We start from the raw sequence: 20827 nt of genomic DNA, 5'->3' as shown, positions 1-20827 counted from the left end.
ACACCAAGATCAGAGTCATCCAACGCCGCGGCTACGGCCACCCCACAGCCCAATCCCTGACCGCGATGATCTACCTCTGCTGCAGCTCGATCAAGATCAACTTACCCACACAAACCTGAGTAGAGCCATCTATGTTCGAATCATTGGACTCGATGGTAGTCGGATACGGAACCGACGACATCCTCAAAGCCGCCGCCGAGGCGGTGCGGGCCAAGCTGGTAGCCGAGAACGAGCTGCTGGCCTGGACCGCGGCCTGGGCTGATGCGAACTCTGCTGATTCGATTCATCCCGACGAACTGAAACTGCCGGGCGGGCCGCGTGGGGTGCGGCCTGGTGGTGAGGGCACGCCGGAGGTGAATGATCTTGCGCTGGAGGAGTTGGCGGTCAAGATCAAGAAGAGTGACTACGCATGTTCCCGGTTCGTCGGTGAGGTGCTTGATCTGCGACACCGGCTCCCTCTTCTTTGGGAGAAGGTGATGCTGTGCGAGGTCGAGGGCTGGCAGGCCCGCGGCATCGCCCGCCAACCCACCGCCTCACTCTTGATCAAGCCAGGCAGGTCGACGAATCTCTCGCCGGCATTGCGGGACTCGTCGGGCAGCAGAAGCTGCAGCACCAGACCGAAGCTGCGATCGCCCGGGTCGACGGAGAACGAATGGAGCAGGAAGCGGCGGAGCGGAAGAAGCAGCTCGGGGTGTGGCTGGCCCAGACCACGGACGAAGGACTCAAGGCGATGTTTGCGCGGCTTGAGCCGGTTGACGCGATTCGGCTGTACGGCAGGGTGCAGGAACTCGCCGACGCGCTCCCGCCCGATGACCGGTCGGCGGATGAGCGGCGGGCGGCGGGGTTGGCGTTGCTGGGCAACGAGTTGGAGGCGCCCCGGGTCCTGGCCGAGCATCGCCAACCCGACCTGTTCGACGATGAGTTCGCCGCTGCTGTCCAGCCGATCGTGGGCGAGGAGGATGAGCAGGTCGAGGAGTCCGAGGTTCATCCGTCGTTGCGGGACACACCGGTCAGGATCGTCGATACCGAGGCGGACGACTTCAGGGCTGCTGTGTTCAAGACGGCCGTGGAACGGGTGGTGGCGAAGCTGGATCCGTCGCAGCTGGTGCCGACCTCGACCCTGGTCGTCCACATCGCCGCCGAAACCCTGGAAGGCGAACATGGGATCTGCCGGGTCCCCGGGATCGGACCCACCCTCAAAAGCGTGATCAAGGACTGGCTCGGCCACGACCGGGTGAAGGTCGTGCCGGTGATCAACCTCAACGACACCCCAGCCCCGGTGGACGACTACCAGATCCCCGACCGGCACAAGCGATATCTGCGCTACGCCCGGCCCGGATCGAGGTTCCCCTGGTCGACCGCGACCGGGCGCATCGAGTTTGATCACACCCAGCCCTACCAAACCGGCGGCCCACCGGGTCAGACCGACATCGACAAGCTCACCCCATTCTCCAAACGGGAGCATCGGGCGGTCACCTTCGGCGGGTGGCAGCGGCGACAACCCGAGCCGGACACGATGATCTTCAAGTCACCCCACGGCGACATCCAGATCACCAACTACTCCGGCACCTTCGATCTTGGTCACGGCGACTTTGCGCACACCGTCTGGAACGCCGCCTGCACAGGAACCTGAGTGTTCCCGAGCCTGTCTGTGGACGAGTCTGCCTGCCCTTTGACTGCGGCGGGACCCCGACCGGATTCAGCTGGACTCGCGCTCGCCGCGCATCAGGGCGTAGGTCGAGACCGGCTCGCCGCGCTCTTCGCTGGCGGCGACGGCCTTGCGCCAGTAGGCCTGCGCCGTGTGCGAGAAGGTGGCGTCGACGCCGACCTCCTCACTGGCGTCGATGATGTGCTGGGCCCCGGCGTCCATCATCTTCAGGCTGGCCAGGGAGGCCCAGCCGCCGTTCTGGTTGGCGACCGAGAACTCCTCCATGAAGTACGGGAAGGCCGCGGCCGACCGGATGGCGAACGGTACGAACTGGGCGATGCTGTGGCCCGACCGGTCGATCATCGCGGTCGCCTGGTCGAACGCCAGGAGCCACGGATGGAAGATCGTGAGCAGGGCCTGGTAGAAGACCTGCGACAGCCCGTCGTCCGAGCCGAGGTATTCCTGCGGGCTCAACGGGCGCAGCAGTTCGGCGTGCGCGTCGAAGATCTCCCGCGGGCCGCTGTAGAAGATGTACGACGCCGGATGGGCGATGTTGTCACCGGCCGACATCACGCCGCCGGAGATGAACTCCGCACCGTGCTTGCGGACCCAGGCCGCCCCCTGGCGCGCCTGCTCCGGCGAGTCCGAGGACAGGTTCGCGATCACCTTCCCCGCCAGCCGGTCGGTGGCCTGGCCCAGCACGTCGTACATGGCGGCATAGTGCGTGAGGCTGAGAACCGTGACCAGGTTGGCGTCCAGCGCCTCGGCGACGGACCCGGCCCGCTTGGCGCCCAGTTCCACCATGGCCGTGATCTTGTCCTCGCTGCGATTCCACACCGTCACCTCGACGCCGGCATCCAGGAAGGCCCGGACCATGGCCTGGCCCATCGGACCGAGGCCGACGACGGTGACGGAGCGGGGTGCATTCTGTTCGGGCATCAGGTGTGCCTTCCATTTCTCGTTCGGCAGTTGATCAGGATCGGGCTCCATGATCAGTTGCCGCCGAGGCCGAGAGAAGACCGCACCTTCGGGTGGGGTTACTTACCGCGAGGTTCGAATTCAGGTCAGGAGGGATACTGCAGTCATGAGCAGTGACACGGATCACGACGTCTGCGGCATGAGCGTGGCCATCGACGTCGTCGGCGGTAAATGGCGGCTGCACCTGATCTGGGTCCTGGCGGCGGGCCCGCAGCGCTTCGGCCAGATCCGCAAGCTCCTGCCCGGGGTCAGCGAGAAGGTCCTCGCCGCCAACCTGCGCCAGCTCGAAACGAGCGGGGTGGTGCACCGCGAGGTCTACGCCGAGGTGCCGCCGCGGGTCGAGTACTCACTCACCCCGCTGGGCGAGGAACTCGATGTCGCGCTGCGGCCGCTGGAGGCCTGGGGCGACAAGAACCGTCACGAGTTGCTGGGCAACCTGCTCGCCGCCGCCGGACAGTCCTGACCGGCGGCGACCGCCGGGTCAGTGGGACTCGCGACCGACCTTGGCGCCGCTGGAGCCGACCAGGAAGTCCAGGTCCGCGCCGGTGTCGGCCTGCATGACGTGATCGACGTACAGCTTCTCCCAGCCACGGGTCGGGGCCGCCGTCGACGAGTCGGCCGGTCCCGCGGCGCGGGCGGCCAGCTCCTCGTCCGACACCTCGAGCACCAGCGTCCGGTTCGGTACGTCGAGCGTGATCAGATCGCCGTCCCGGACCAGGCCGAGCGGCCCACCGGCTGCGGCCTCTGGGGCGACGTGCAGCACCACGGTGCCGTACGCGGTGCCGCTCATCCGGGCGTCGCTGATCCGCACCATGTCCCGTACCCCCTGGCGGAGCACCTTCTGCGGCAGCGGCATGTTGCCGACCTCGGGCATGCCCGGGTAGCCGCGCGGGCCACAGCCCTGCAGCACCATGATCGAATCCGGCGTGATGTCCAGGTCCTCGTCGTCCAGCCGCGCGTGCAGGTCCTCGATGCTGGTGAAGACCACCGCCGGGCCGCGGTGGGTGAGCAGCTCCGGTGACGCCGCGGACGGCTTGATGATCGCGCCGTTCGGGGCAAGATTCCCACGCAGGACAGCGATTCCGGCGTCCTCCAGGACCGGCTCGGTGACCGGCTTGATCACGTCGTCGTCGTAGATCGGCCGGTCGCCGAGGTAGTCGACCAGCGGCTTGCCGGTCACCGTGATCGCGTCGGGCCGGAGCTCGTCCTTGAGCTGGGCCAGCACGGCGAGGACGCCGCCGGCCCGGAACAGGTCGTCCATCAGATGCGTACCGGACGGCTGCAGGTTGGCCAGCAGCGGGATGTGCTGCCCGATCTCGTCGAAGTCGGCCAGGCTGAGCTCGACGCCGAGCCGGCCGGCCAGGGCGAGCAGGTGAACCACGGCGTTGGTCGAGCCGCCGACACCGGCGAGCGCGACGATCGCGTTGTGGAACGAGGACTTGGTCAGGATCGTGCTCGGCCGGCGGTCCTCGCGGACCATCTCGATGATCAACTTGCCGGTCGCGTGCGACGTCGCCAGCAGCCGCGCGTCCGGCGCCGGGGTACCGGCGAGGCCCGGGATGGTCATCCCGAGGGACTCGGCCACCACCGCCATCGTCGAAGCGGTCCCCATCGTGTTGCAGTGGCCCTTGCTCCGGAGCATGGCCGACTCGGAGTCGGTGAACTCCTGCGCCGACATCACGCCGGCGCGGACGTCCTCGCTGAGCCGCCAGACATCGGTGCCGCAGCCGAGCGGCCGCCCCTTGAACGTGCCGGTGAGTGCAGGCCCACCGGGCACCACGACCGCCGGCAGGTCGACCGACGCCGCCGCCATCAGCAGCGACGGAATCGTCTTGTCGCAGCCACCGAGCAGCACCACGCCGTCGATCGGATTGGCGCGGAACATCTCCTCCATCGCCATCGCGGCCATGTTGCGCCAGAGCATCGCGGTCGGCCGGACCAGCGTCTCGCCGAGCGACACCACCGGCAGGTTGAGCGGCACACCGCCCGCCTCCAGGATGCCGTCCCGGACGCTGCTCGCGACCTCGTTGAGGTGCAGGTTGCACGGGGTCAGGTCGGAGGCCGTGTTGGCGATCGCGATGTGCGGCTTCTCGCCGTCGAACGCGTCCAGCGGAAGACCCCGGCGCATCCAGGCGCGGTGGATGTAACCGTCCCGGTCCTGGCCGCTGTACCACTCCTGACTGCGTAGCGGGCCCATGTCACTGCCTCCACCATGAGATCGGAAACCTTCGGTGTGCGGAAAGCGCACGCCGAAACACTATCCGGCGCCTTCGTACGAGCGTCTCTCGGCTCCCGCCCTAGGCTGCCGGGCATGCGCTTCGCGAACCTCGGCCCGGCCGACCAGGTCGCGGCCCTGCCGCCGGCCGACGTGCTCGTCCTGCGCGGTACGCCGCCGGCCGACGACGGCTACCGGTGGTTCTCGACCGGGCTCGGTGGCGAGCAACCGACGGTGATCGGGTTCGCGACCGGCGCCCTCGACCTGCACGGGATCCTCAGCGTGCCGGCCCGGGCCGGCCGGCTGACGGCTTGGGCGCTGCGGTTGTGGCGACCCGCGGACCAGGTGACCATCGTGTGCTGCGCCGCCGAGCTCGACCGGCTGCCGGCGGACCAGCGCCAGAGCGGACTCCGGGTCTTGATCGACCGGCTGGCCGGCTTCGGCGAGGGCACCGCCGTGATCCTCGCCGGCGGTTGGTCGCCGACGGAGGCCGACCAGCTGGTCGAGAGCGGTTGGCTGGCCCGCGTCGCGCCCGGCGAGGACCGGCTGCTCGTCGCGCCCGGCATCAAGATCACCGAGCACGATCCGGACCAGGGCACGGCGGACCTGGCGATCCGGCATCGGCGCCAGTTGATCAACGAACGCCGGTGGACCGAGCCGGGAGCCGAGGTGATCCGGCTCGACTGGTGGTACCAGCCGGAGCGATCCGTACGGGTGCGCTGTGACAGCTACGCCGAGGCCGAGGAACGGCAGCGGACCGACGCCATGGGTGGCGGCTCGATCGCCCTGACCTCCCTGCTGCAGAACCCGGACGGCCGCCGGCTGGAGACGACGAACTGGGCCGGGTCCGAGGCGGCGGCGCTCCGGAAGGGTGCCCTCGTCCTGTCCCGCCGGTTCGTCGTCCACCAGCCGCAGCGCCGGACGGACTTCGACACCGCCGCCGAGGCTCTGCGCTGCGCGTGGGCCTGGGACGCCGACGAAGTGAGCGAAGAACTCACCCTCGGCCACGACCCCGCGACGGCCGTGCAGCTCCCCGGCGACCGGGTCCGGATCAAGATCGACTGGCGCTGACCATGATCAACGCTTCTCACAGGCGACGCCGTCGTTGTCCCGGTCGAGGTCCCGCTCGCCCTTGTAGCGCTTCGCCTTGCCGTCGTTGTAGCTGTACACCTTGCTGTTGACGGTGAAGTTCTTGACCGGCTTGGACTTGCCCCGGACCTTGTCCTTGGCGCCCTTCTTGCCGACCCCGTGCGGGTAGACCTTGTTCAGGGCCGTGCAGTTCTTGTACGACTTCGGCTTCGGAGCCGCATCGGCCGGCAGCGCGGTGGTCCCGGCCAGCAGGGCCGAGGCCGCCGCCAGCCCGATGAGCGCACGCTTGATCCGCATGAAGATTCCCCATTTCCCGGCAGGCCCCCTCGGCGGTCCCCACGACCGCCGTCCCTACCCCGATCTGCAGTATGCGGTCGCGTTCCACCGCTCACCGGACCGGACCTCGATCGTTACCCGGCCGAGATCAGGGCCACACTTCGGCGCGATCGATGCTGATCACGGCCGAGGTGGAGTCGGGGTGCCGGTCGCCGGTGACCCGGACCGTGACCACATGATCACCGGGCGGCAGCTTCGGGGTCCGGTAGTTCATCACCTGGCCCTGCCGCGGCGACGAATAGTAGTCGTGCCGGGTCTCCGGGCCGCCGTCGATGGAGATCGCGGCGATGCCGTTGCCGACGTCGCGGACGCTGAACAGGGCCAGCTGGGTCCCGGTGAACCGGAAGGTCGCGGTCGCGTCGGTCTCGCCGCTCCAGTGATCATCGCCGCGGTAGCACTGGTTACCGCAGCCCGAGCCGGAGGACCAGTTCCCGCTGTACTCGACCTGGAAGGCGCCGGTCCCGGTGTCGGTGTCGTTGATCGCCCGCGGTCCGGGCCCGGGGTCGCCGGCGGGCAGCGGAAGATCAGTACCGAGTGCCGCCGGGGCGCCGATCACCGGCAGGCCGGCGTCGCTCCAGGTCACCTGCTGCGCCCGGGTGGTCCGCCACTCGTACGTGTAGTCGCTGGTGTTCTTGGCGTGGTAGGCGATCCAGTCCTGGCTGCCGTCCGGGCTCTTGAAGAACGAATGGTGCCCGGGACCGTACACGCCGGCCTCGTCGTTCCGGGTCAGGATCGGGTCCGGATAGGTGGTCCAGTTGCCCGGGACCATCGGGTCGCCGTTGGTCGGGATGGAGATCAGGTACAGCGAGTAGTCGGGCTTGCCGGTGTCACAGGTCGAGTACGTCAGGAACAGTCGATCACCGTGCACGATCGAGGTGGGACCCTCCCGTACCTCGGAGCACATGCCCGCATCCACCGGCAGCGCGACCACCGGCCCGTCCGTCGTCCACGGGTTGATCATCTTCTGGATGTAGACCTGCTGCGGTCCGCCGCCGTGGCCGCGTCCGTTCATCGACCAGGTGAAGTACTGCTGGCCGTTCACCACGATCGGCTCGCCGTCGATCATGTACTGGCCCTGGTCGGCGATCTTGGCCTTGAAGGTGTACGGGCCGAGCGGATCGTCGCCCTCCGACTCCAGCACGTACATCCGGTGGTTGGCGTCCACGCCGTCGCTCGCCGTGTAGTAGATGTACCAGTGCGGCTGGCCGTCGGCGCCGTCGAACCGGTACAGGGCGGGCGCCCAGATCTGCGTGCTCCGGCTCGGATCGTCCTCGGCCCCGATCCAGACATCGTGATCATCGGCGGCCGGCAGCTGACCGAGGCTCGGCGCCGTGTTGATCGTGAGCCGATCACCCCTGGTCGTCATCAGGTAGTAAGCGCCGTCGTGCACCGCCAGGAACGGGTCCGCGCCGTTGTTCAGCGGAGCCCGGAACACGTTCTGCTGTTCGGCTCCCGCCGGCGCTGACGGCAACGCGCACGCAGCCAGCACCGCCAGGGACAACACGGCAATCAGTCGGATCGGACGCAACATCGGGTCACCCTCCCGCACCTCGGCTGACCTCATCCAACGCGAACCGACCCGGCCGGGTCAAGAAGCAACAACGGTTCGCTCAGGGGCGCTCGGTCTCCCAGGCCACGGTCTCCCGGGTGATCTCGTCGGTGCTGGGGCCACTGGTCCGGGCGGCGGCCGGCGGGTTGTCGGCGGTCTGCTGCAGGCCGCGTTCCCCGTCGACGATCTTGTACGAGCGCCGGGTGAACACCGCCTGGTCGGCGACCGAGACCTTCGACAGGCAACGGAAATCCGCGTCCAGCTGGTCGGCGGTGATCGTGGTGTTCACGTAGCCGCGCAGGTTGTTCTGGAACTTCAGGTGCTGGTTCCAGCCGAGCCACGGATGCGGCGTCGCCGAGTCGGCGCCGTCGCCGCCGGAGGTGATCGACGAGCAGACCAGTTCGGAGCCGACCACGGCGCCGTCCGGGTCGTCGTAATCGATCTTGAGATCGGAGGCCCAGTGCGCATGCACGTCGCCGGTCAGCACCACCGGGTTGCGGACCCCGCCATCCAGCCAGCCGCGGGTGATCCGCTCCCGGGAGGCCTGATAGCCGTCCCAGCCGTCCATCGAAACCGTCTTGATGTCGGGCGAGACGTTGTTGTCGCGCTGGGCGAAGAAGACCTGCTGGCCGATGACGTCCCAGCGGGCCTTCGACTGCCGGAAGCCGTCCAGCAGCCAGGCCTCCTGGTCGTCGCCGGTGATCGTCCGGGCCGGGTCGACCGCCTCCGGGCAGTCGGTCTTGTAGCCGTCGCCGCAGCCCTGGTCGTCGCGGTACTGCCGGGTGTCGAGCATGTGGAAGGTGGCCAGCTCGCCCCAGTGGATCCGGCGGTAGAGCAGCAGGTCGATCCCCTCCGGCGCCGAGCTCGGCCGCAGCGGCATGTTCTCGTAGTAGGCCCGGAACGCGGCCGCCCGCCGTTCCAGGAAGGCGGGTCCGGCCTCGGCCGGCTTCTCCGGCATCTCGTCGGCCCAGTTGTTGTCCGTTTCATGATCATCCCAGATCACCAGCCAGGGCGCGATGGCGTGCGCGGCCTGCAGGTCGGGATCGGACTTGTACTGCGCGTGCCGCTGCCGGTAGGTCGCCAGGTCGGTGGTCTCGGGCCCGGCATGATCACGAACGTTTCCGGTGGGGGCGACGTACGCGCCGGCCTTGTACTCGTACTGGTAGTCGCCCAGATGCAAGATCAACTCCGGCTGATCCTCGGCCAGCCGCCGGTACGCGGTGAACCAGCCGTGCTCGTACTGGGAGCAGGACACGAAGGACATGGCCAGCGACTTCGGCGTCTCGCCGCGGCCCGGCGCGGTCCTGGTCAGGGCCGGCTCGGAGAGGTACGACCCCTGCCGGAACCGGTACCAGTACTCGCGCCCCGGCTGCAGGCCGGTCACCTCGACGTGCACGGCGTGGCCGTACGCCGGCCGGGCGACGGCCCGCCCGGACTTGATCACCGTACGGAAGCCGCGGTCGGTCGCCACCTGCCAGACCAGCTCGTAGTCGCGCTCCGGCATCCCGCCGCGGCCGTCCTCGGCGAGCGGGTCCAGCGCGAGCCGGGTCCACAAGATCACGCTGGTCGGCCACGGATCACCGGAGGCGACGCCGAGCGTGAACGGGTTCTGCCGCGGTGCCGGTGCCGCCGCCGCTCCCCTGGTCGAGAAGGCCAGCGCCGCGGTCGTCGCGGTGGCCAGTCCGGTCTTGATCAACGTACGACGTGAAGTTCCCCGAGAATTCCCCATGGGGCCACGGTGCGCCCCGAGTCCGACGACCGGCGGTCAGCGCGGTGACCGCCGGGTGACCGGCAGGTGGCCGTTCGGGAAAGCGCTCGCCGTGGCGACGGGCTCGCCAAGGGATCTCGGCTACCCGAGGTCGCCGTTGATCAACTCCTCGTCGGTCACCTGGCGGCCGGAGTCGACCAGCGCACCGAGGGCGTCGCCGTGGTCCCAGTCGTTGACGTTCATCGCGGCGGTCACCACGCCGTCGCGAACCCAGAACGCGATGAACTCCCGGCGGTTCAGGTCGCCCCGGACCACCAGTCGATCATGATCGGGATCGGCCAGCCCGCGGTACTCGCAGCCGAGGTCGTACTGATCGGTGAAGAAGTACGGGCTCGCCTGGTAAGGAGTCTCGGCGCCGAGAACGTTGGCGGCCACGTGCGCGCCCTGGTCCTTCGCGTTGGCCCAGTGCTCCACCCGGACCCGGCCCGGATACCGCGGATGATCATGAGCGGCGATGTCGCCGATCGCGTACACGTCGAACTCGGAGGTCCGCAGCGTCGGGTCGACCGCGACGCCGCCGTCGGCGAGGTCGAGCCCGGCGGCCTCCGCCAGCGACAGGTTCGGCACCGCGCCGACGCCGAGGACGACGGTCTGGGCCGGGACGACCGACCCGTCGCCGAGCCGGACTCCGGAGACCTTGCCCTCGCCCTCGAAGCCCTGGACCGAGGCACCGAGCCGCAGGTCGACACCGTGGTCGCGGTGCAGACCACCGAAGACCGCGCCGATCTCCTCACCGAGCACCCGAACCAAGGGCTGGTGCTCCGGCGCGATCATGGTCACGGCCGCGCCGTGCTTGCGGGCCGCGGCGGCGACCTCACAACCGATCCAGCCGGCACCGATCACCGCGACCGGTCCGCCGGCCGCGAACCGTTCCCGCAGGGCCAGGGCGTCCTCGACCGTGCGCAGCGTCAGCACCCCGTCCAGGTCGCCGCCCGGCAGGTCCAGCCGGCGCGGCGTCGAGCCGGTGGCGATGATCAACTTCTGATAGCGGTACTCCGCCTCCCCGGCCACGACGACGTGCCGGTCGGTGTCGATCGCGGTCGCGGTGGTGCCGGGCAGCCAGGTCACGGAATTGTCGAAAAACCCGTCCTCGCCGACCCAGTCGGGCTCGTCGGCGTCGCCGAGCAGCAGCGCCTTGGACAACGGTGGTCGTTCGTACGGCCGGTGCGTCTCGGTGCCCAGCAGCGTGATCTCGCCCTGGTAGCCGCCTTCCCGCAGCGCGACGGCTGCTGCGCCGCCGGCCAGGGACGCGCCGATGATGACGATCGGATCCGTCGTATTAGCCATACCGGCCATTCTGGTCCACCCGGGCAGGCCTGGCCACGGTGGGCCGGAGATAATTGCCACATGGCAGAACCCATCGCCCGCGATGTCGAGGGCACGGCCGTCGAGGGCCTGACCGGCCTGATCGACGCCGGCACCGTAGTCGAACGCCTGTCGACCGGCGCCATCTGGTCCGAGGGCCCGGTCTGGCTGCCGGAGCTGCGTGCCGTCCGCTGGAGCGACATCTGGAACAACCGGATCCTGCAGTATCACGCCGATGACGGCCGGACGATCGTCTATTCCGACGCGGCCGAGTTCACCAACGGCCGGACGCTGGACCGGCAGGGCCGGGTGGTCCAGTGCTCGCACGGCCGCCGCCGGGTGGAACGTGATCATGACGGCGAGGTGACGCCGATCGTCGAGCAGTGGAACGGGCTGCCGTTCAACTCGCCGAACGACGTGATCGTGGCCCGGGACGGTTCGCTCTGGTTCACCGATCCCGCGTACGGCATCACGATCCCGGAGGAAGGCCATCCGGGCGAGCGCGAATACCGTGATCAGTACGTGTTCCGGCACGACGAGTCGACCGGCGAGACCCGTCCCGTGATCATGGACGTGGAGGCCCCGAACGGTCTGGCGTTCTCACCGGACGAGAAGATCATCTACGTCGCCGACTCGTCCGGCGCCGGGACCGGGATCCATCCCGGGGTCGGGAACGCCCACATCCGCGCGTACGACCTCGTCGACGACCGGTGCAAGAACGGGCGGACCGTGATCGCCATCGACGACAAGGTGCCGGACGGGCTCCGGGTCGACACGGCCGGCAACCTGTGGACCTCGACCGGGTACGGGGTCGGCGTGTACGACCCGGCCGGCCGCCAGCTCGGCGCGATCCGGCTGCCGGAGACGGCGGCCAACCTGTGCTTCGGCGGCGCGGACGGCACCGACCTCTACATCACCGCGACCACCAGCCTGTACCGGATCGCGACCCGCGCGCGCGACGCCGCCGTCTGACCGGACCCGTCGATGCAGTTACGGATGCGCCGGCCGGACCTGGACGACCTGCCGCCACTGCCGGCCGGTGTCGATCGCGGCACCGGCGCCGACGCGGACGGCCTGGCCCGACTGCTGGACGCGGCGTTCGCCAAGGAGTGGACCACCGACCGGGTCCGCCGCGAACTGCTGGACGAGCCGGACGTCCGCGACACCTACCTGATCCGCCGCGGCCGGCTCGTCGTGGCCACGGCATCTGCCATGGTGCGGGCCGACGATCCGGGCGTCGGGATTCTGCACTGGGTCGCCAGCGATCCGGCGCTGCGTGGCCGCGGGCTCGGGCTGGCCGTCACGCTCGCCGTACTGCATCGCTTCGCGGCCGACGGCCTGACGTCGAGCATTCTGCAGACCGACGACGAACGGCTGCCCGCGATCTCGGCGTACCTGCGGCTGGGCTACGTCCCGGACTATCCGGACGGGCGGCATCAGGACCGCTGGTCCCGGATCTTCCGCCGGCTCAGCCTCCGCCGGCGCTCCCAGTGATCACGGCGCGAAGCTGACCGCGGTCCGGAAGCCGGCGTTGCCCATCGACGAGTCCGGGGTGTTGGAGGACCGGGCGGCGTTGCGGTAGCGGTTGCAGTACGAGTCGTGGCAGAGGTACGAGCCGCCGCGCAGTACCCGGGCCCGGCCGGCCGGCGGACCCTTCGGATCGGCGGCCGACGGAGCCCTGTAATACAAGGGATCGAACCAGTCGGCGCACCACTCCCAGACGTTGCCGACCGTCTGCCAGAGCCCGAAGCCGTTCGGCCGGTAGCTGCGCACCGGGGCGGTGGTCAGCCAGCCGTCCTGCTCGGTGTTGATCTTGGGGAAGGTGCCCTGCCAGATGTTGCAGGCCCAGTCCTCGGTGTCCAGCTCGTCGCCCCAGGGGTACCGCTGGCCCTCGACGCCGCCGCGGGAGGCGTACTCCCACTCGGCCTCGGTCGGCAGCCGCCGCTTGGCCCACCGGCTGTAGGTCCGGGCGTCGGTCCAGCTGATGTGGGTCACCGGATGATCATCGAGACCGTCCAGGTCGGACAGCGGCCCGCCGGGATGGCGCCAGTCGGCGCCGCGGACCCCGATCCACCAGGGGGTGCCGTCGGCATTGCTCATGATCTGGCTCGGCTTGGCCTGGACGGCCAGGTGGAAGACCGCCGAGAAACCGAACATCTCCGCGTCGGTCCGGTAGCCGGTCGCGTCCACGAACCGGGCGTAGTCGGCGTTGGTCACCGACGTGACGTCGATCGAGAACGGGGACAGCGTGACCTGGTGCACCGGGGTCTCGCCATCGGCGGCCAGCCCGTCGCCGTGCTGGTCGCCCATGGTGAAGGTCCCGCCGGGCAGCTCGGCCTGCTCGATCAGGTGCCGTCCGTCGGCCGGGACGATCGTGGCGCGCCGGCTGGTGCCTTCGGGACGGGCGTCGGCCGGCCGGTCGGGGGCGCAGCAGTGATCACTCATGATCTTCCTCGGGGTCGTACCGCGAGGCCGGCGATCTTGACCGCCAGCCGGCGCGGGATGATCCGGTTCGCCTGGGCGGTGATCACGTTCCGCCAGCCGGGGACGACCACCGCCTGGCCGCGGCGGAACCCGTCCAGACCCTGCGCGACCACCCGGTTGGCCGGCAGCCGCTGCCCGAACGCGGCGTCCGTCGAGCCGACCTGCTCCCAGAAGCCGGTCATCACCGGACCGGGGCAGAGCGCGGTCACCGTGACGCCCTTGCCCTGGAGTTCGTCGTGCAGCGCCTGGCTGAACGAGAGCACGAACGCCTTGCTGGCGGCGTAGGCGGCGAGATAGGGGGTCGGCTGGAAGGCGGCCGTGGAGGCGACGTTGATCATGCCGCCGCGGCCGCGCCGGACCAGCTGGGGCGCGATCCCCTGGGCCAGATCCGCCAGCGCCACCACACAGACCTGGAGTTGATCATGCTGCCCGGCCGGATCCAGCGCCTCGTACGGACCGTGCTGGGCGAAGCCGGCGTTGTTGATCAAGAGGTCGACATCGAGTTCGTTCAGCTGCTTCACCAGGTCGGACACGGCCGCCGGTTCGGCGAGGTCGGCGATCAGCGGCCGGACCGGCACCCCGAACCGGCCGGAGAGCTCCGCCGCCTGACCCTCCAACGCCGTCTCGTTGCGGCCGACCAGGAGAAGGCTCCGCCCCTCGGCGGCCAGCGTGCGGGCGAAGCTGGCCCCGAGGCCACCGGTGGCCCCGGTGATCACGACCCAGCCCTCGCCTGCGCTGAACCCGTCGGACGTGGACATGCGCACGAGCTTAACCGGCCGGGCTCGGCCGCCTCGGGTCAGACCTGACCCTGGTACATCCCGACCCGGGCCAGCGGCTCCACCAGTTCCCGTTCCTCGTAGGAGAGATGGGACCGCAGCGTGTCCGTGAGCCGGTCCACCGCGTGCTGGAGCTCGGTGAACTCGCCGGGGGCCTTCAGGTGCTCGACCAGCCTGCGGTCCAGCTCCTCCAGCACCTCGTGGATGACGCCGTGTTCCTCGGCCAGCCGGTCCAGCACCGGGGCCAGCTCCGGATCCGCGCTGCGCAGGTGCGGGAACATGCTGCGGTCCTCGATGGTGTGGTGCTGGGTGACGACCCGGCAGTACGACGCGCAGTAGGCGCCGATCGCCCAGTTGTTCTGCCGCATGGTCAGGTCGTTGATCACCGAGCGGGCCCGCGAGGCCTCGATCGTGCCCTGCTTGACCTGCTGGACCAGGTCCCGCACCGTCTCCAGTTCCTGGCGCAGATGATCATGGACGTCGATCAGGTGCTGGCCGACCGCGCTGCCCTGGCTGTCGTACTCCAGCTTCGGGGCGATCGCGCGATGCGGCCGGGCCGACTCGTCCCACGGCTGGTCGGGCAGCAGGCGGCTGCCGTCGTCCGGGGTCGGGTGGACGCCGAGCCGGTCGAACACCTCCCCGTCCGTGGTCGGGACTGTCGCGACCGGGCCAGGATCCGCGGACGGCGGCAGGTCGGGCGCCGGACCGCCGCCGCGCCGGGCCGCCGCGACCAGTTCCCGGACCGCCGGTGCCGTCTCGGCGGCGAACCGGCGCAGCGTGTTCGGGTCGTCGACCGTGATGATGAAGGTGCCGATCCCCTCGGTGAGGGCGAGCTCGGCCAGTTCCTCGGGCCGGGTCCGGTCCAGGTTGAGCAGTCGGCGGATGTCGCTCGGGGCCCGGCCGGCCGCCTCGGCCGCCTCGTCGATGATCTTGTTGCCCCGGGTCAGATCGCCCGGTTGCAGGTACGACAGCGACGGCAGCCAGCCGTCGGCGGCCCGCCCGGTCAGTTCCAGCATCCGCGGCTTGTAGGCGCCGAGCCAGACCCCGATCCGGTGCGCCGGCGCGGGACCGCGCTTCGCTCCCTCGACCTGATAGATCCTGCCGCGCACCCGGACCCCGCCGCGCTGCTCGGTGTCCCACAGCTCGCGCATGATCATGATCGCCTCGTCCACGGCGGCGACCGCCTCGCCGGGCGTCCGCTGCTCGCCGCCCATCGCCTTGATCGGCTCCCAGAAGCCGCCGGCGCCGAGGCCGAGCTCGATCCGCCCGCCGGACAGGCGATCCAGGCTGGCCACGCTGCGGGCCAGCACCGACGGCGGCCGCAGCGGAAGATTGAGCACGTTGCCGGCCAGCGTGATCCGCTCGGTCCGCGCCGCCACGTAGCTGATCAAGGTCCAGGTATCCAGGAAGGCCGGCTGGTACGGGTGGTCCTGGAACGTGACCAGGTCGAGCCCGTCCTGCTCGGCCAGCCGGACCAGGTCGACCACCCGCTCCGGGTCGCCGGCGTCCGGGGTCAGGAACCCGCCGAACTTCAGTTCGTGCCCGTAGTCCGTCATGCCTCGCGCCCTCCATGGTGATACATCAACCTTCTTACGACTGGATGATACATCAACCAAATTGCGGTAGGCTGGCCCCATGGCTCGCGGTGCACCTCTGACCCCGGCCCAGGTTGCGGCCTGGCGCCGGTTCCACCGCATGCAGTCCCAGCTGATCGGCGTGCTCGGGCGCGAGCTGGCCCAGGCGACCGGCCTGTCCGAGGCCGATCACGAGGTGCTGACCGCGCTGGCCGAGGCGCCGAAGGGAACCCTGCGGGCCCGGGACCTGCGCTGGACCCTGGCCTGGGAGAAGAGCCGGCTGTCGCACCAGCTGCGGCGGATGGAGCAGCGCGGTTTGGTTCGCCGCACCGAGTGCACCGAGGACTCCCGCGGCACGGTCATCGTGATCACCACGGCCGGCCGGACGGCCCGCCGCAACGCCGACCGATTCCAGCAGGAACGCATCCGGGTGCACCTGGTCGACGCCCTCGACCCGGCCCAGCTCGAGGCCCTGGGCGAGATCAGCGAGGTCGTCCTGCACCGCCTGGGCATCGCCTGCACCGAAGCCCGCGCCGCCGAACCCGCCTAAAAACTCCCGCTGACCGGGCACAAAAGCAGGCGTTCTGGCGGCGTGTCGCTGCACTACTGCCCAGTCGCCGCATCCGCCGGGGCAGGTCCCAGGGTCAGAAGTGAGTCTCGAGGCCGAAGGCGCGACGCAGCTGGGCCATGTCGTGAAGGTCCCGATCGGCCGGTTCGTAGCCCTGGTGGAAGAGGACCTGCTGCTCGGCCGACAGGCAGCCCACCGGCGTCTCGTTGATCATGCCGGTCACGAAGCACGAGGCGGGATAGCGGAACGGCTGGTCGGGATCTGGCGATGCCTGCTCGGCGGACCCGTCAACGGCGAAGACCAGTGGGTGCAGGTCGAGTTCCCGGCCGTCCGGGTGGGCCATCACGAACCGGATCGGGCGCCAATCCAGGCCAGGCTCGAATCCCGCCTCGGTGAGCGCCGCCAGCAGCGCCGGCTCCTGCTCCTGCCGGTGCATCAGGTCAAGATCACGATGATCACGGGTCTGCCGGCCGACCAGCGCATCGATCCCCCAGCCGCCGCCGATCCACACTTCCGCCCCGGCACCCCGGAACAGTTCGAGTACGCCCAGCACACCGTCCGCCGTCATCACGCGGGCCAGGGTACCGGTCAGCTTCGTGGGTTGACCTGAACCGCAGTGCCGGCCGGGCGGCCGGAGTGACGGATCCGGAGCACGCCGGCGGTCGCGTCGTGGTCCCAGTCCGTGCTCTCGTTGCCGTCCACCAGGACCTCGGCCGGAGGCTCGGTCACGCGCAAGGCCGTGATCACGCCGATCCCGGCGGGCGCCTCGCACACGTACCCGATCCGAGTGCCGTCGATCTCATGATCACGAACGCGACCTGCCGAGGCAAGCAGCTGTCCGGGCCGGGGCTCATGATCGAGATCGCGGAGCCAGACCACCCCGCCGGGTGACACCGAGCGCTCGGTGATCACCGGCAGCGCCGGGTCGAGCAGATCCAGATACCGGCCGTTCAGCGCGGTCGGCTCGGTCGCCTCGGACAGCACCGCACCGATCAGGTACGGGCCGCGGCGGACCGAGAGCCAGTCTCCTGACCGCCACATCTGCCCGGCGGCCTCGCTCAGTTCTCGCAGTGCGGCCACCAACGTCTCGGCCGCCTCCGGGCTGTCGGTGAAGCCAGCCGGATCCGCTCCCAGGAACCGTACCCAGCCCGCACCGATCGGCACCGGCTCCTCGGTTTCATGATCGACACCGAGCGTCTCGGCCAGGTGGTGCCCGGGTGTCGGGTACCGGCCAGTCCACCAGGACCGGATGCCGTGGTACGGATCCGAGCCGTCCCCGACGTAGAGCAGCGCGCCGCCGCGGCGTACCCAACCGGCCAGGATCTCGTTGATCACCGGCAGCCGCGGCTTCTGGAACTCATAGCTGAGCACGATCAGATCATGATCATCGAGCGCCGCCGGGTCGTCCAGCAGCCGCTCCAGCTGAACCGGCACCACCCGCTGACCGTCGAACAGCGGCGGCAGTGCGAGCCCGTAGAACGCGGAGAAGTCGAGCAGCCGCCGGGAGGCCGCGCTGGGCGCTCCCTGCAGGCCGTCGTACTTCTCACCGGCGCCCGACCCCGGCAGCCAACGCTGGAACATGGCCGTGTCGGACAGCGGCACGCCGATCCGCGGACCGTCGGCGGCGGCCGGTTCGGGCTGATCAAGATCACGAAGACTCTGCATGGTGATCAGGTACGAGGTCGCGTAGTCGACCGGGATCGGCACCCGCTCGGCGGATCCGTCCCGCAGGTAGCGGCCGGTGAACACCCGCCTCGGCCACGGCGTCACCTCGAACCGGTCCACGCCGGGGTGCAGCAGCGAGGCGACCAGGGTGCGGTGGTAGTTGGCCCGGTAGTCCTCCCAGGTCCGGCCCGGATGATCTTCGATCGGGTCGTGCAGGAACCACAGCGTGCGGTCGGTGCCGCGGGTCAGGTCCTGCGCGATGCCGTACTCGAGGAAGGCCGTCTCGAAGGTCCGCTCTGCATGCCGGCCGGCGTACACGTTGGGGGTGCGGGAGGTGCCGGTCCAGACCTGGGCGATCGCCCCGTGCACGGCGGGCAGCTCCCGGAGCCGCGACTCCGGGCTGACGATCTGCCACTGGGTGTAGTTGAGCAGGCTGTGCGTCGGGACGTAGCAGCGCAGGTCCCGGCCGCGTTGCAGGGCCCGATCGCGGAGCACCGTGGTGACCCGGTCGAGGCTGCGGGTGAGCAGGTGCTGCATCAGCTGGCCGGACCGGTAGTGCGCCTCGACCGACGAGTGCGGCGGTTGCCACGGCTCGCCGTAGTAGCCGAGCCATTCCCGCTGGAACGACTCCGCGTACCCGCCGCGGGCCCAGAACTCCGGCTCCTCGAGATGCAGCCCGTCAAGATCAAGATCGATGATCGGGCCCAGCTTCTCGATCAGGTATTCGGTGAAGCCGATCGTCGGCACCAGGTACGGGATGTCGGCGCTCTCGCCGTGCAGGATCGGCCTGCCGTCGGCGTCGGTCTGCGCGTCGCTCCAGTGATCGGTGCCGTCCCAGCGCCCGTCCAGATAGTCCTGGTAGTGGCCCCACGAGATGCCGGTCATCAGGTGGACCCGATAACCGGCCTCGCGCCAGCGCGCGATCCGGTCGGCGGTGGTGTCGTCGAGGCCGTACACCATGACGAAGTCGGTCCGAAGATCGATCCGCGGATCGTACGGCGCGCTTTCCTGGAATCCGGTCGCTTCGCGTGAACGAGAATCCATGTCGAGTCCCCTCGTCGGTCCGTCGGCTCCACCATTCTCCCGGGTACCCGGCGCCGCCATCGGTCCGGGGGAAGAGCCGACCCCTCGACGGATGCCGAGATTGGGCGCACGATGGATTCTTCAGGGCTCGGGGACGTCAGGAAATCAGGGGATCTGGGATTGAGGGGTACGGCGGAATCATGACTCACGACGTTTGGCAGGAGAAGGCACACGACCACCTGTTGCTGCACTTCTCCAAGCAACGGATCGACGACCTGCTGGTGATCGAGCGGGGCGACGGGCCGTATGTGTTCGACACCGAGGGGCGGCGCTACATCGACTCGCTGTCCAGCCTGTTCTGTGCTCAGCTCGGTTATTCGTACGGCGAGGAGATGGCGGAGGCGGCAAGCCGGCAACTCAGCACCCTCGCCTTCCACACCACCTGGGCCACCGCCCATCCGGCCGCGATCGAACTGGCCGAGGCGATCGCCGCCCGGGCACCGGCCGAGGACTACCGGGTGTTCTTCACCAGCGGCGGCTCGGAATCCGTCGAGGCCGCCTGGAAGCTGGCCCGGGAACACTTCATCGCGATCGGGCAGCCGCAGCGGACCAAGGCGATCGCCCGCAAGACGGCCTACCACGGGGTCACCCTCGGGGCGTTGTCCTTCACCGGATTGCCCAGCTACGCGGCGGGTTTCGGCCCGGCGCCGGTCGAGGTCACGCACGTGTCCAACACCAACGCCTACCGTGCTCCGGACGGCACCGACCCGGTCGCGTTCCGGGACCGGCTGCTGGCCGAGGTGGAGCACGCGGTGATCGAGGCCGGCCCGGACACCGTCGCCATGATCATCGCCGAACCGGTGCAGAACGCCGGCGGCTGCCTGGTGCCGCCGCCCGGCTACTGGGCCGGGCTGCGCCGGATCGCCGACCGGTACGGCATCCTGCTGATGGCCGACGAGGTGATCACCGGCTTCGGCCGGCTCGGCGAATGGTTCGGCATCACCGCGGAGTCCATCGCACCGGACCTGATCAGCATCGCGAAGGGGCTCACCTCGGCGTATGCGCCGATGGGCGGCGTGCTCGCCCGGTCCCGGGTCACCGAACCCATGATCACCAACGGCAGCCCGTTCCGGCACGGCATCACCTTCGGCGGGCACCCGCTGAGCGCCGCGATCGCCCTGCGCAACATCGAGATCTTCGAGCGGGACCGGATCCTGGACAACGTCCGCGCGCTGTCCCCGCACCTCGCCGCCGAACTCCATGGCCTGCGCTCGCTGCCGATCGTCGGTGACGTCCGCGGCTCCGGATTCTTCTGGGCCGTCGAACTGGTCAAGGACGAACGCGGCACCCGCTTCGACCAGGCCGAACGGGACTACCTGCTGCGCAGCTATCTCCCCCGCCGGCTCCGGGCCGCCGGACTGATCGCCCGACCGGACGACCGAGGCGACAGCGTCGTCCAGATCGCCCCGCCGTTGATCAGCGACCGCGACCTGCTCGACGAGATCGTCACCCGCCTCGGCGATGTCCTCGAGGACGCCGGCCACGAGATGAGCCTGATCACCACGCGCACCCCGGCCCACGTGGGCTGACGCGATCAGCCCGGGCCCGCGCTTGGTGATCTCACGCAAGAGCCGGGGCTCGTGGTGCTGAAGAGTTCAACCTGATCTCGAGGACCAAGATCGTGGCGAACTCTGTTCTCGTCGGTGAGTGGACTCCTTGACCGCGTTCCGGGCCAGTTTTGCCGGTCAACGGGTCCACTCGGCGACAAATGTGCGCGCCTCCCAACGGGAGGTGGTGGTAGAACGGGTTCGTGATGGCTCGAGCTAACTAGCCCGTACGCGAAGGTTCT

The 20827-nt window shown here is 69.6% G+C and carries 19 protein-coding genes; 7 read left to right on the top strand and 12 right to left on the bottom strand.

Annotated elements, in window-relative coordinates:
- Positions 1 to 140: 140 nt before the first annotated feature.
- Positions 141 to 449, bottom strand: a complete 309-nt coding sequence (locus ACFQU4_RS07210) for a hypothetical protein (RefSeq protein WP_377488751.1) — start codon at positions 447 to 449, stop codon at positions 141 to 143.
- Between the two features lie 203 nt (positions 450 to 652).
- Between ACFQU4_RS07210 and ACFQU4_RS07205 the strand changes: the two genes are divergently transcribed.
- Positions 653 to 1633 carry a hypothetical protein gene (locus tag ACFQU4_RS07205; protein WP_377488748.1) on the top strand — a complete coding sequence of 327 codons (981 nt, stop codon included), beginning with the start codon at positions 653 to 655 and terminating at the stop codon, positions 1631 to 1633.
- A 66-nt stretch (positions 1634 to 1699) separates the two neighbouring features.
- Here ACFQU4_RS07205 and ACFQU4_RS07200 read toward each other — a convergent pair whose 3' ends face one another.
- Positions 1700 to 2638 carry an NAD(P)-dependent oxidoreductase gene (locus ACFQU4_RS07200; protein ID WP_377488745.1) on the bottom strand — a complete coding sequence of 313 codons (939 nt, stop codon included), beginning with the start codon at positions 2636 to 2638 and terminating at the stop codon, positions 1700 to 1702.
- Positions 2639 to 2732: 94 nt separating this feature from the next.
- On the opposite strand from ACFQU4_RS07200, the gene ACFQU4_RS07195 reads away from it, so the two are divergent.
- Positions 2733 to 3089 (top strand): winged helix-turn-helix transcriptional regulator, encoded by a 357-nt coding sequence (locus ACFQU4_RS07195; protein WP_377488743.1) that lies wholly within the window; start codon positions 2733 to 2735, stop codon positions 3087 to 3089.
- Between the two features lie 18 nt (positions 3090 to 3107).
- Here ACFQU4_RS07195 and ACFQU4_RS07190 read toward each other — a convergent pair whose 3' ends face one another.
- A complete protein-coding gene (locus ACFQU4_RS07190) occupies positions 3108 to 4823 on the bottom strand; it encodes an IlvD/Edd family dehydratase (protein ID WP_377488740.1) in 1716 nt (571 codons plus the stop codon).
- Positions 4824 to 4937: 114 nt separating this feature from the next.
- On the opposite strand from ACFQU4_RS07190, the gene ACFQU4_RS07185 reads away from it, so the two are divergent.
- The gene (locus tag ACFQU4_RS07185) at positions 4938 to 5912 is read left to right on the top strand and encodes a hypothetical protein (protein ID WP_377488737.1); all 975 of its coding nucleotides are present in this window, start codon (positions 4938 to 4940) and stop codon (positions 5910 to 5912) included.
- A 6-nt stretch (positions 5913 to 5918) separates the two neighbouring features.
- Here ACFQU4_RS07185 and ACFQU4_RS07180 read toward each other — a convergent pair whose 3' ends face one another.
- The 4 genes from ACFQU4_RS07180 to ACFQU4_RS07165 form a co-directional block, all read right to left on the bottom strand.
- Complete coding sequence (locus tag ACFQU4_RS07180; RefSeq protein WP_377488734.1) at positions 5919 to 6227, bottom strand: excalibur calcium-binding domain-containing protein; 309 nt, start codon at positions 6225 to 6227, stop codon at positions 5919 to 5921.
- Positions 6228 to 6354: 127 nt separating this feature from the next.
- Entirely contained in the window at positions 6355 to 7797 is a 1443-nt protein-coding gene (locus tag ACFQU4_RS07175) for a family 43 glycosylhydrolase (RefSeq protein ID WP_377488731.1), read from the bottom strand.
- Between the two features lie 79 nt (positions 7798 to 7876).
- Entirely contained in the window at positions 7877 to 9511 is a 1635-nt protein-coding gene (locus ACFQU4_RS07170) for an alkaline phosphatase D family protein (RefSeq protein ID WP_377488728.1), read from the bottom strand.
- Between the two features lie 153 nt (positions 9512 to 9664).
- Positions 9665 to 10870, bottom strand: a complete 1206-nt coding sequence (locus ACFQU4_RS07165) for an NAD(P)/FAD-dependent oxidoreductase (protein WP_377488725.1) — start codon at positions 10868 to 10870, stop codon at positions 9665 to 9667.
- Positions 10871 to 10930: 60 nt separating this feature from the next.
- On the opposite strand from ACFQU4_RS07165, the gene ACFQU4_RS07160 reads away from it, so the two are divergent.
- On the top strand, positions 10931 to 11860 hold the full coding sequence (locus ACFQU4_RS07160) for an SMP-30/gluconolactonase/LRE family protein (RefSeq protein ID WP_377488722.1): 930 nt from the start codon (positions 10931 to 10933) through the stop codon (positions 11858 to 11860).
- A gap of 12 nt (positions 11861 to 11872) precedes the next feature.
- A complete protein-coding gene (locus tag ACFQU4_RS07155) occupies positions 11873 to 12382 on the top strand; it encodes a GNAT family N-acetyltransferase (protein ID WP_377488719.1) in 510 nt (169 codons plus the stop codon).
- On the opposite strand, the gene ACFQU4_RS07150 is transcribed toward ACFQU4_RS07155, so the two are convergent.
- From ACFQU4_RS07150 to ACFQU4_RS07140, 3 genes are read right to left on the bottom strand one after another with little or no spacing between them, the layout of a single operon-like run.
- Positions 12383 to 13333 (bottom strand): formylglycine-generating enzyme family protein, encoded by a 951-nt coding sequence (locus tag ACFQU4_RS07150; RefSeq protein WP_377488716.1) that lies wholly within the window; start codon positions 13331 to 13333, stop codon positions 12383 to 12385.
- Positions 13330 to 14130 carry an SDR family NAD(P)-dependent oxidoreductase gene (locus ACFQU4_RS07145; protein WP_377488713.1) on the bottom strand — a complete coding sequence of 267 codons (801 nt, stop codon included), beginning with the start codon at positions 14128 to 14130 and terminating at the stop codon, positions 13330 to 13332. Before ACFQU4_RS07145 ends, ACFQU4_RS07150 begins: the two co-directional genes overlap by 4 nt.
- Positions 14131 to 14168: 38 nt before the next feature.
- Positions 14169 to 15704: an LLM class flavin-dependent oxidoreductase gene (locus ACFQU4_RS07140; protein WP_377488710.1), complete on the bottom strand. Its 1536-nt coding sequence runs from the start codon at positions 15702 to 15704 to the stop codon at positions 14169 to 14171.
- A 79-nt stretch (positions 15705 to 15783) separates the two neighbouring features.
- On the opposite strand from ACFQU4_RS07140, the gene ACFQU4_RS07135 reads away from it, so the two are divergent.
- Positions 15784 to 16272 (top strand): MarR family winged helix-turn-helix transcriptional regulator, encoded by a 489-nt coding sequence (locus ACFQU4_RS07135; protein WP_377488707.1) that lies wholly within the window; start codon positions 15784 to 15786, stop codon positions 16270 to 16272.
- A gap of 94 nt (positions 16273 to 16366) precedes the next feature.
- Here ACFQU4_RS07135 and ACFQU4_RS07130 read toward each other — a convergent pair whose 3' ends face one another.
- Positions 16367 to 16858 carry a nucleotidyltransferase domain-containing protein gene (locus ACFQU4_RS07130; protein ID WP_377488808.1) on the bottom strand — a complete coding sequence of 164 codons (492 nt, stop codon included), beginning with the start codon at positions 16856 to 16858 and terminating at the stop codon, positions 16367 to 16369.
- 20 nt (positions 16859 to 16878) lie between these two features.
- The gene (locus tag ACFQU4_RS07125) at positions 16879 to 18999 is read right to left on the bottom strand and encodes a hypothetical protein (RefSeq protein ID WP_377488704.1); all 2121 of its coding nucleotides are present in this window, start codon (positions 18997 to 18999) and stop codon (positions 16879 to 16881) included.
- A gap of 179 nt (positions 19000 to 19178) precedes the next feature.
- Between ACFQU4_RS07125 and ACFQU4_RS07120 the strand changes: the two genes are divergently transcribed.
- Positions 19179 to 20567 (top strand): aspartate aminotransferase family protein, encoded by a 1389-nt coding sequence (locus tag ACFQU4_RS07120; protein WP_377488701.1) that lies wholly within the window; start codon positions 19179 to 19181, stop codon positions 20565 to 20567.
- The last annotated feature ends 260 nt before the right edge of the window (positions 20568 to 20827 follow it).

It is taken from the genome of Microlunatus sp. GCM10028923 (assembly GCF_042666975.1).
In the GTDB taxonomy this organism is placed as follows: domain Bacteria; phylum Actinomycetota; class Actinomycetes; order Propionibacteriales; family Propionibacteriaceae; genus Microlunatus.
This window is presented reverse-complemented; position numbering and strand designations above follow the sequence as displayed.

What these genes read in the sequence shown, in the direction of transcription:
- ACFQU4_RS07205 (WP_377488748.1), top strand. Translation starts at nt 653, where the DNA reads ATGGAGCAGGAAGCGGCGGAGCGGAAGAAGCAGCTCGGGGTGTGGCTG.
- ACFQU4_RS07200 (WP_377488745.1), bottom strand. Translation starts at nt 2,638, where the DNA reads ATGGAGCCCGATCCTGATCAACTGCCGAACGAGAAATGGAAGGCACAC.
- ACFQU4_RS07195 (WP_377488743.1), top strand. Translation starts at nt 2,733, where the DNA reads ATGAGCAGTGACACGGATCACGACGTCTGCGGCATGAGCGTGGCCATC.
- ACFQU4_RS07190 (WP_377488740.1), bottom strand. Translation starts at nt 4,823, where the DNA reads ATGGGCCCGCTACGCAGTCAGGAGTGGTACAGCGGCCAGGACCGGGAC.
- ACFQU4_RS07185 (WP_377488737.1), top strand. Translation starts at nt 4,938, where the DNA reads ATGCGCTTCGCGAACCTCGGCCCGGCCGACCAGGTCGCGGCCCTGCCG.
- ACFQU4_RS07180 (WP_377488734.1), bottom strand. Translation starts at nt 6,227, where the DNA reads ATGCGGATCAAGCGTGCGCTCATCGGGCTGGCGGCGGCCTCGGCCCTG.
- ACFQU4_RS07175 (WP_377488731.1), bottom strand. Translation starts at nt 7,797, where the DNA reads ATGTTGCGTCCGATCCGACTGATTGCCGTGTTGTCCCTGGCGGTGCTG.
- ACFQU4_RS07165 (WP_377488725.1), bottom strand. Translation starts at nt 10,870, where the DNA reads ATGGCTAATACGACGGATCCGATCGTCATCATCGGCGCGTCCCTGGCC.
- ACFQU4_RS07160 (WP_377488722.1), top strand. Translation starts at nt 10,931, where the DNA reads ATGGCAGAACCCATCGCCCGCGATGTCGAGGGCACGGCCGTCGAGGGC.
- ACFQU4_RS07155 (WP_377488719.1), top strand. Translation starts at nt 11,873, where the DNA reads ATGCAGTTACGGATGCGCCGGCCGGACCTGGACGACCTGCCGCCACTG.
- ACFQU4_RS07150 (WP_377488716.1), bottom strand. Translation starts at nt 13,333, where the DNA reads ATGAGTGATCACTGCTGCGCCCCCGACCGGCCGGCCGACGCCCGTCCC.
- ACFQU4_RS07145 (WP_377488713.1), bottom strand. Translation starts at nt 14,130, where the DNA reads ATGTCCACGTCCGACGGGTTCAGCGCAGGCGAGGGCTGGGTCGTGATC.
- ACFQU4_RS07140 (WP_377488710.1), bottom strand. Translation starts at nt 15,704, where the DNA reads ATGACGGACTACGGGCACGAACTGAAGTTCGGCGGGTTCCTGACCCCG.
- ACFQU4_RS07135 (WP_377488707.1), top strand. Translation starts at nt 15,784, where the DNA reads ATGGCTCGCGGTGCACCTCTGACCCCGGCCCAGGTTGCGGCCTGGCGC.
- ACFQU4_RS07130 (WP_377488808.1), bottom strand. Translation starts at nt 16,858, where the DNA reads ATGACGGCGGACGGTGTGCTGGGCGTACTCGAACTGTTCCGGGGTGCC.
- ACFQU4_RS07125 (WP_377488704.1), bottom strand. Translation starts at nt 18,999, where the DNA reads ATGGATTCTCGTTCACGCGAAGCGACCGGATTCCAGGAAAGCGCGCCG.
- ACFQU4_RS07120 (WP_377488701.1), top strand. Translation starts at nt 19,179, where the DNA reads ATGACTCACGACGTTTGGCAGGAGAAGGCACACGACCACCTGTTGCTG.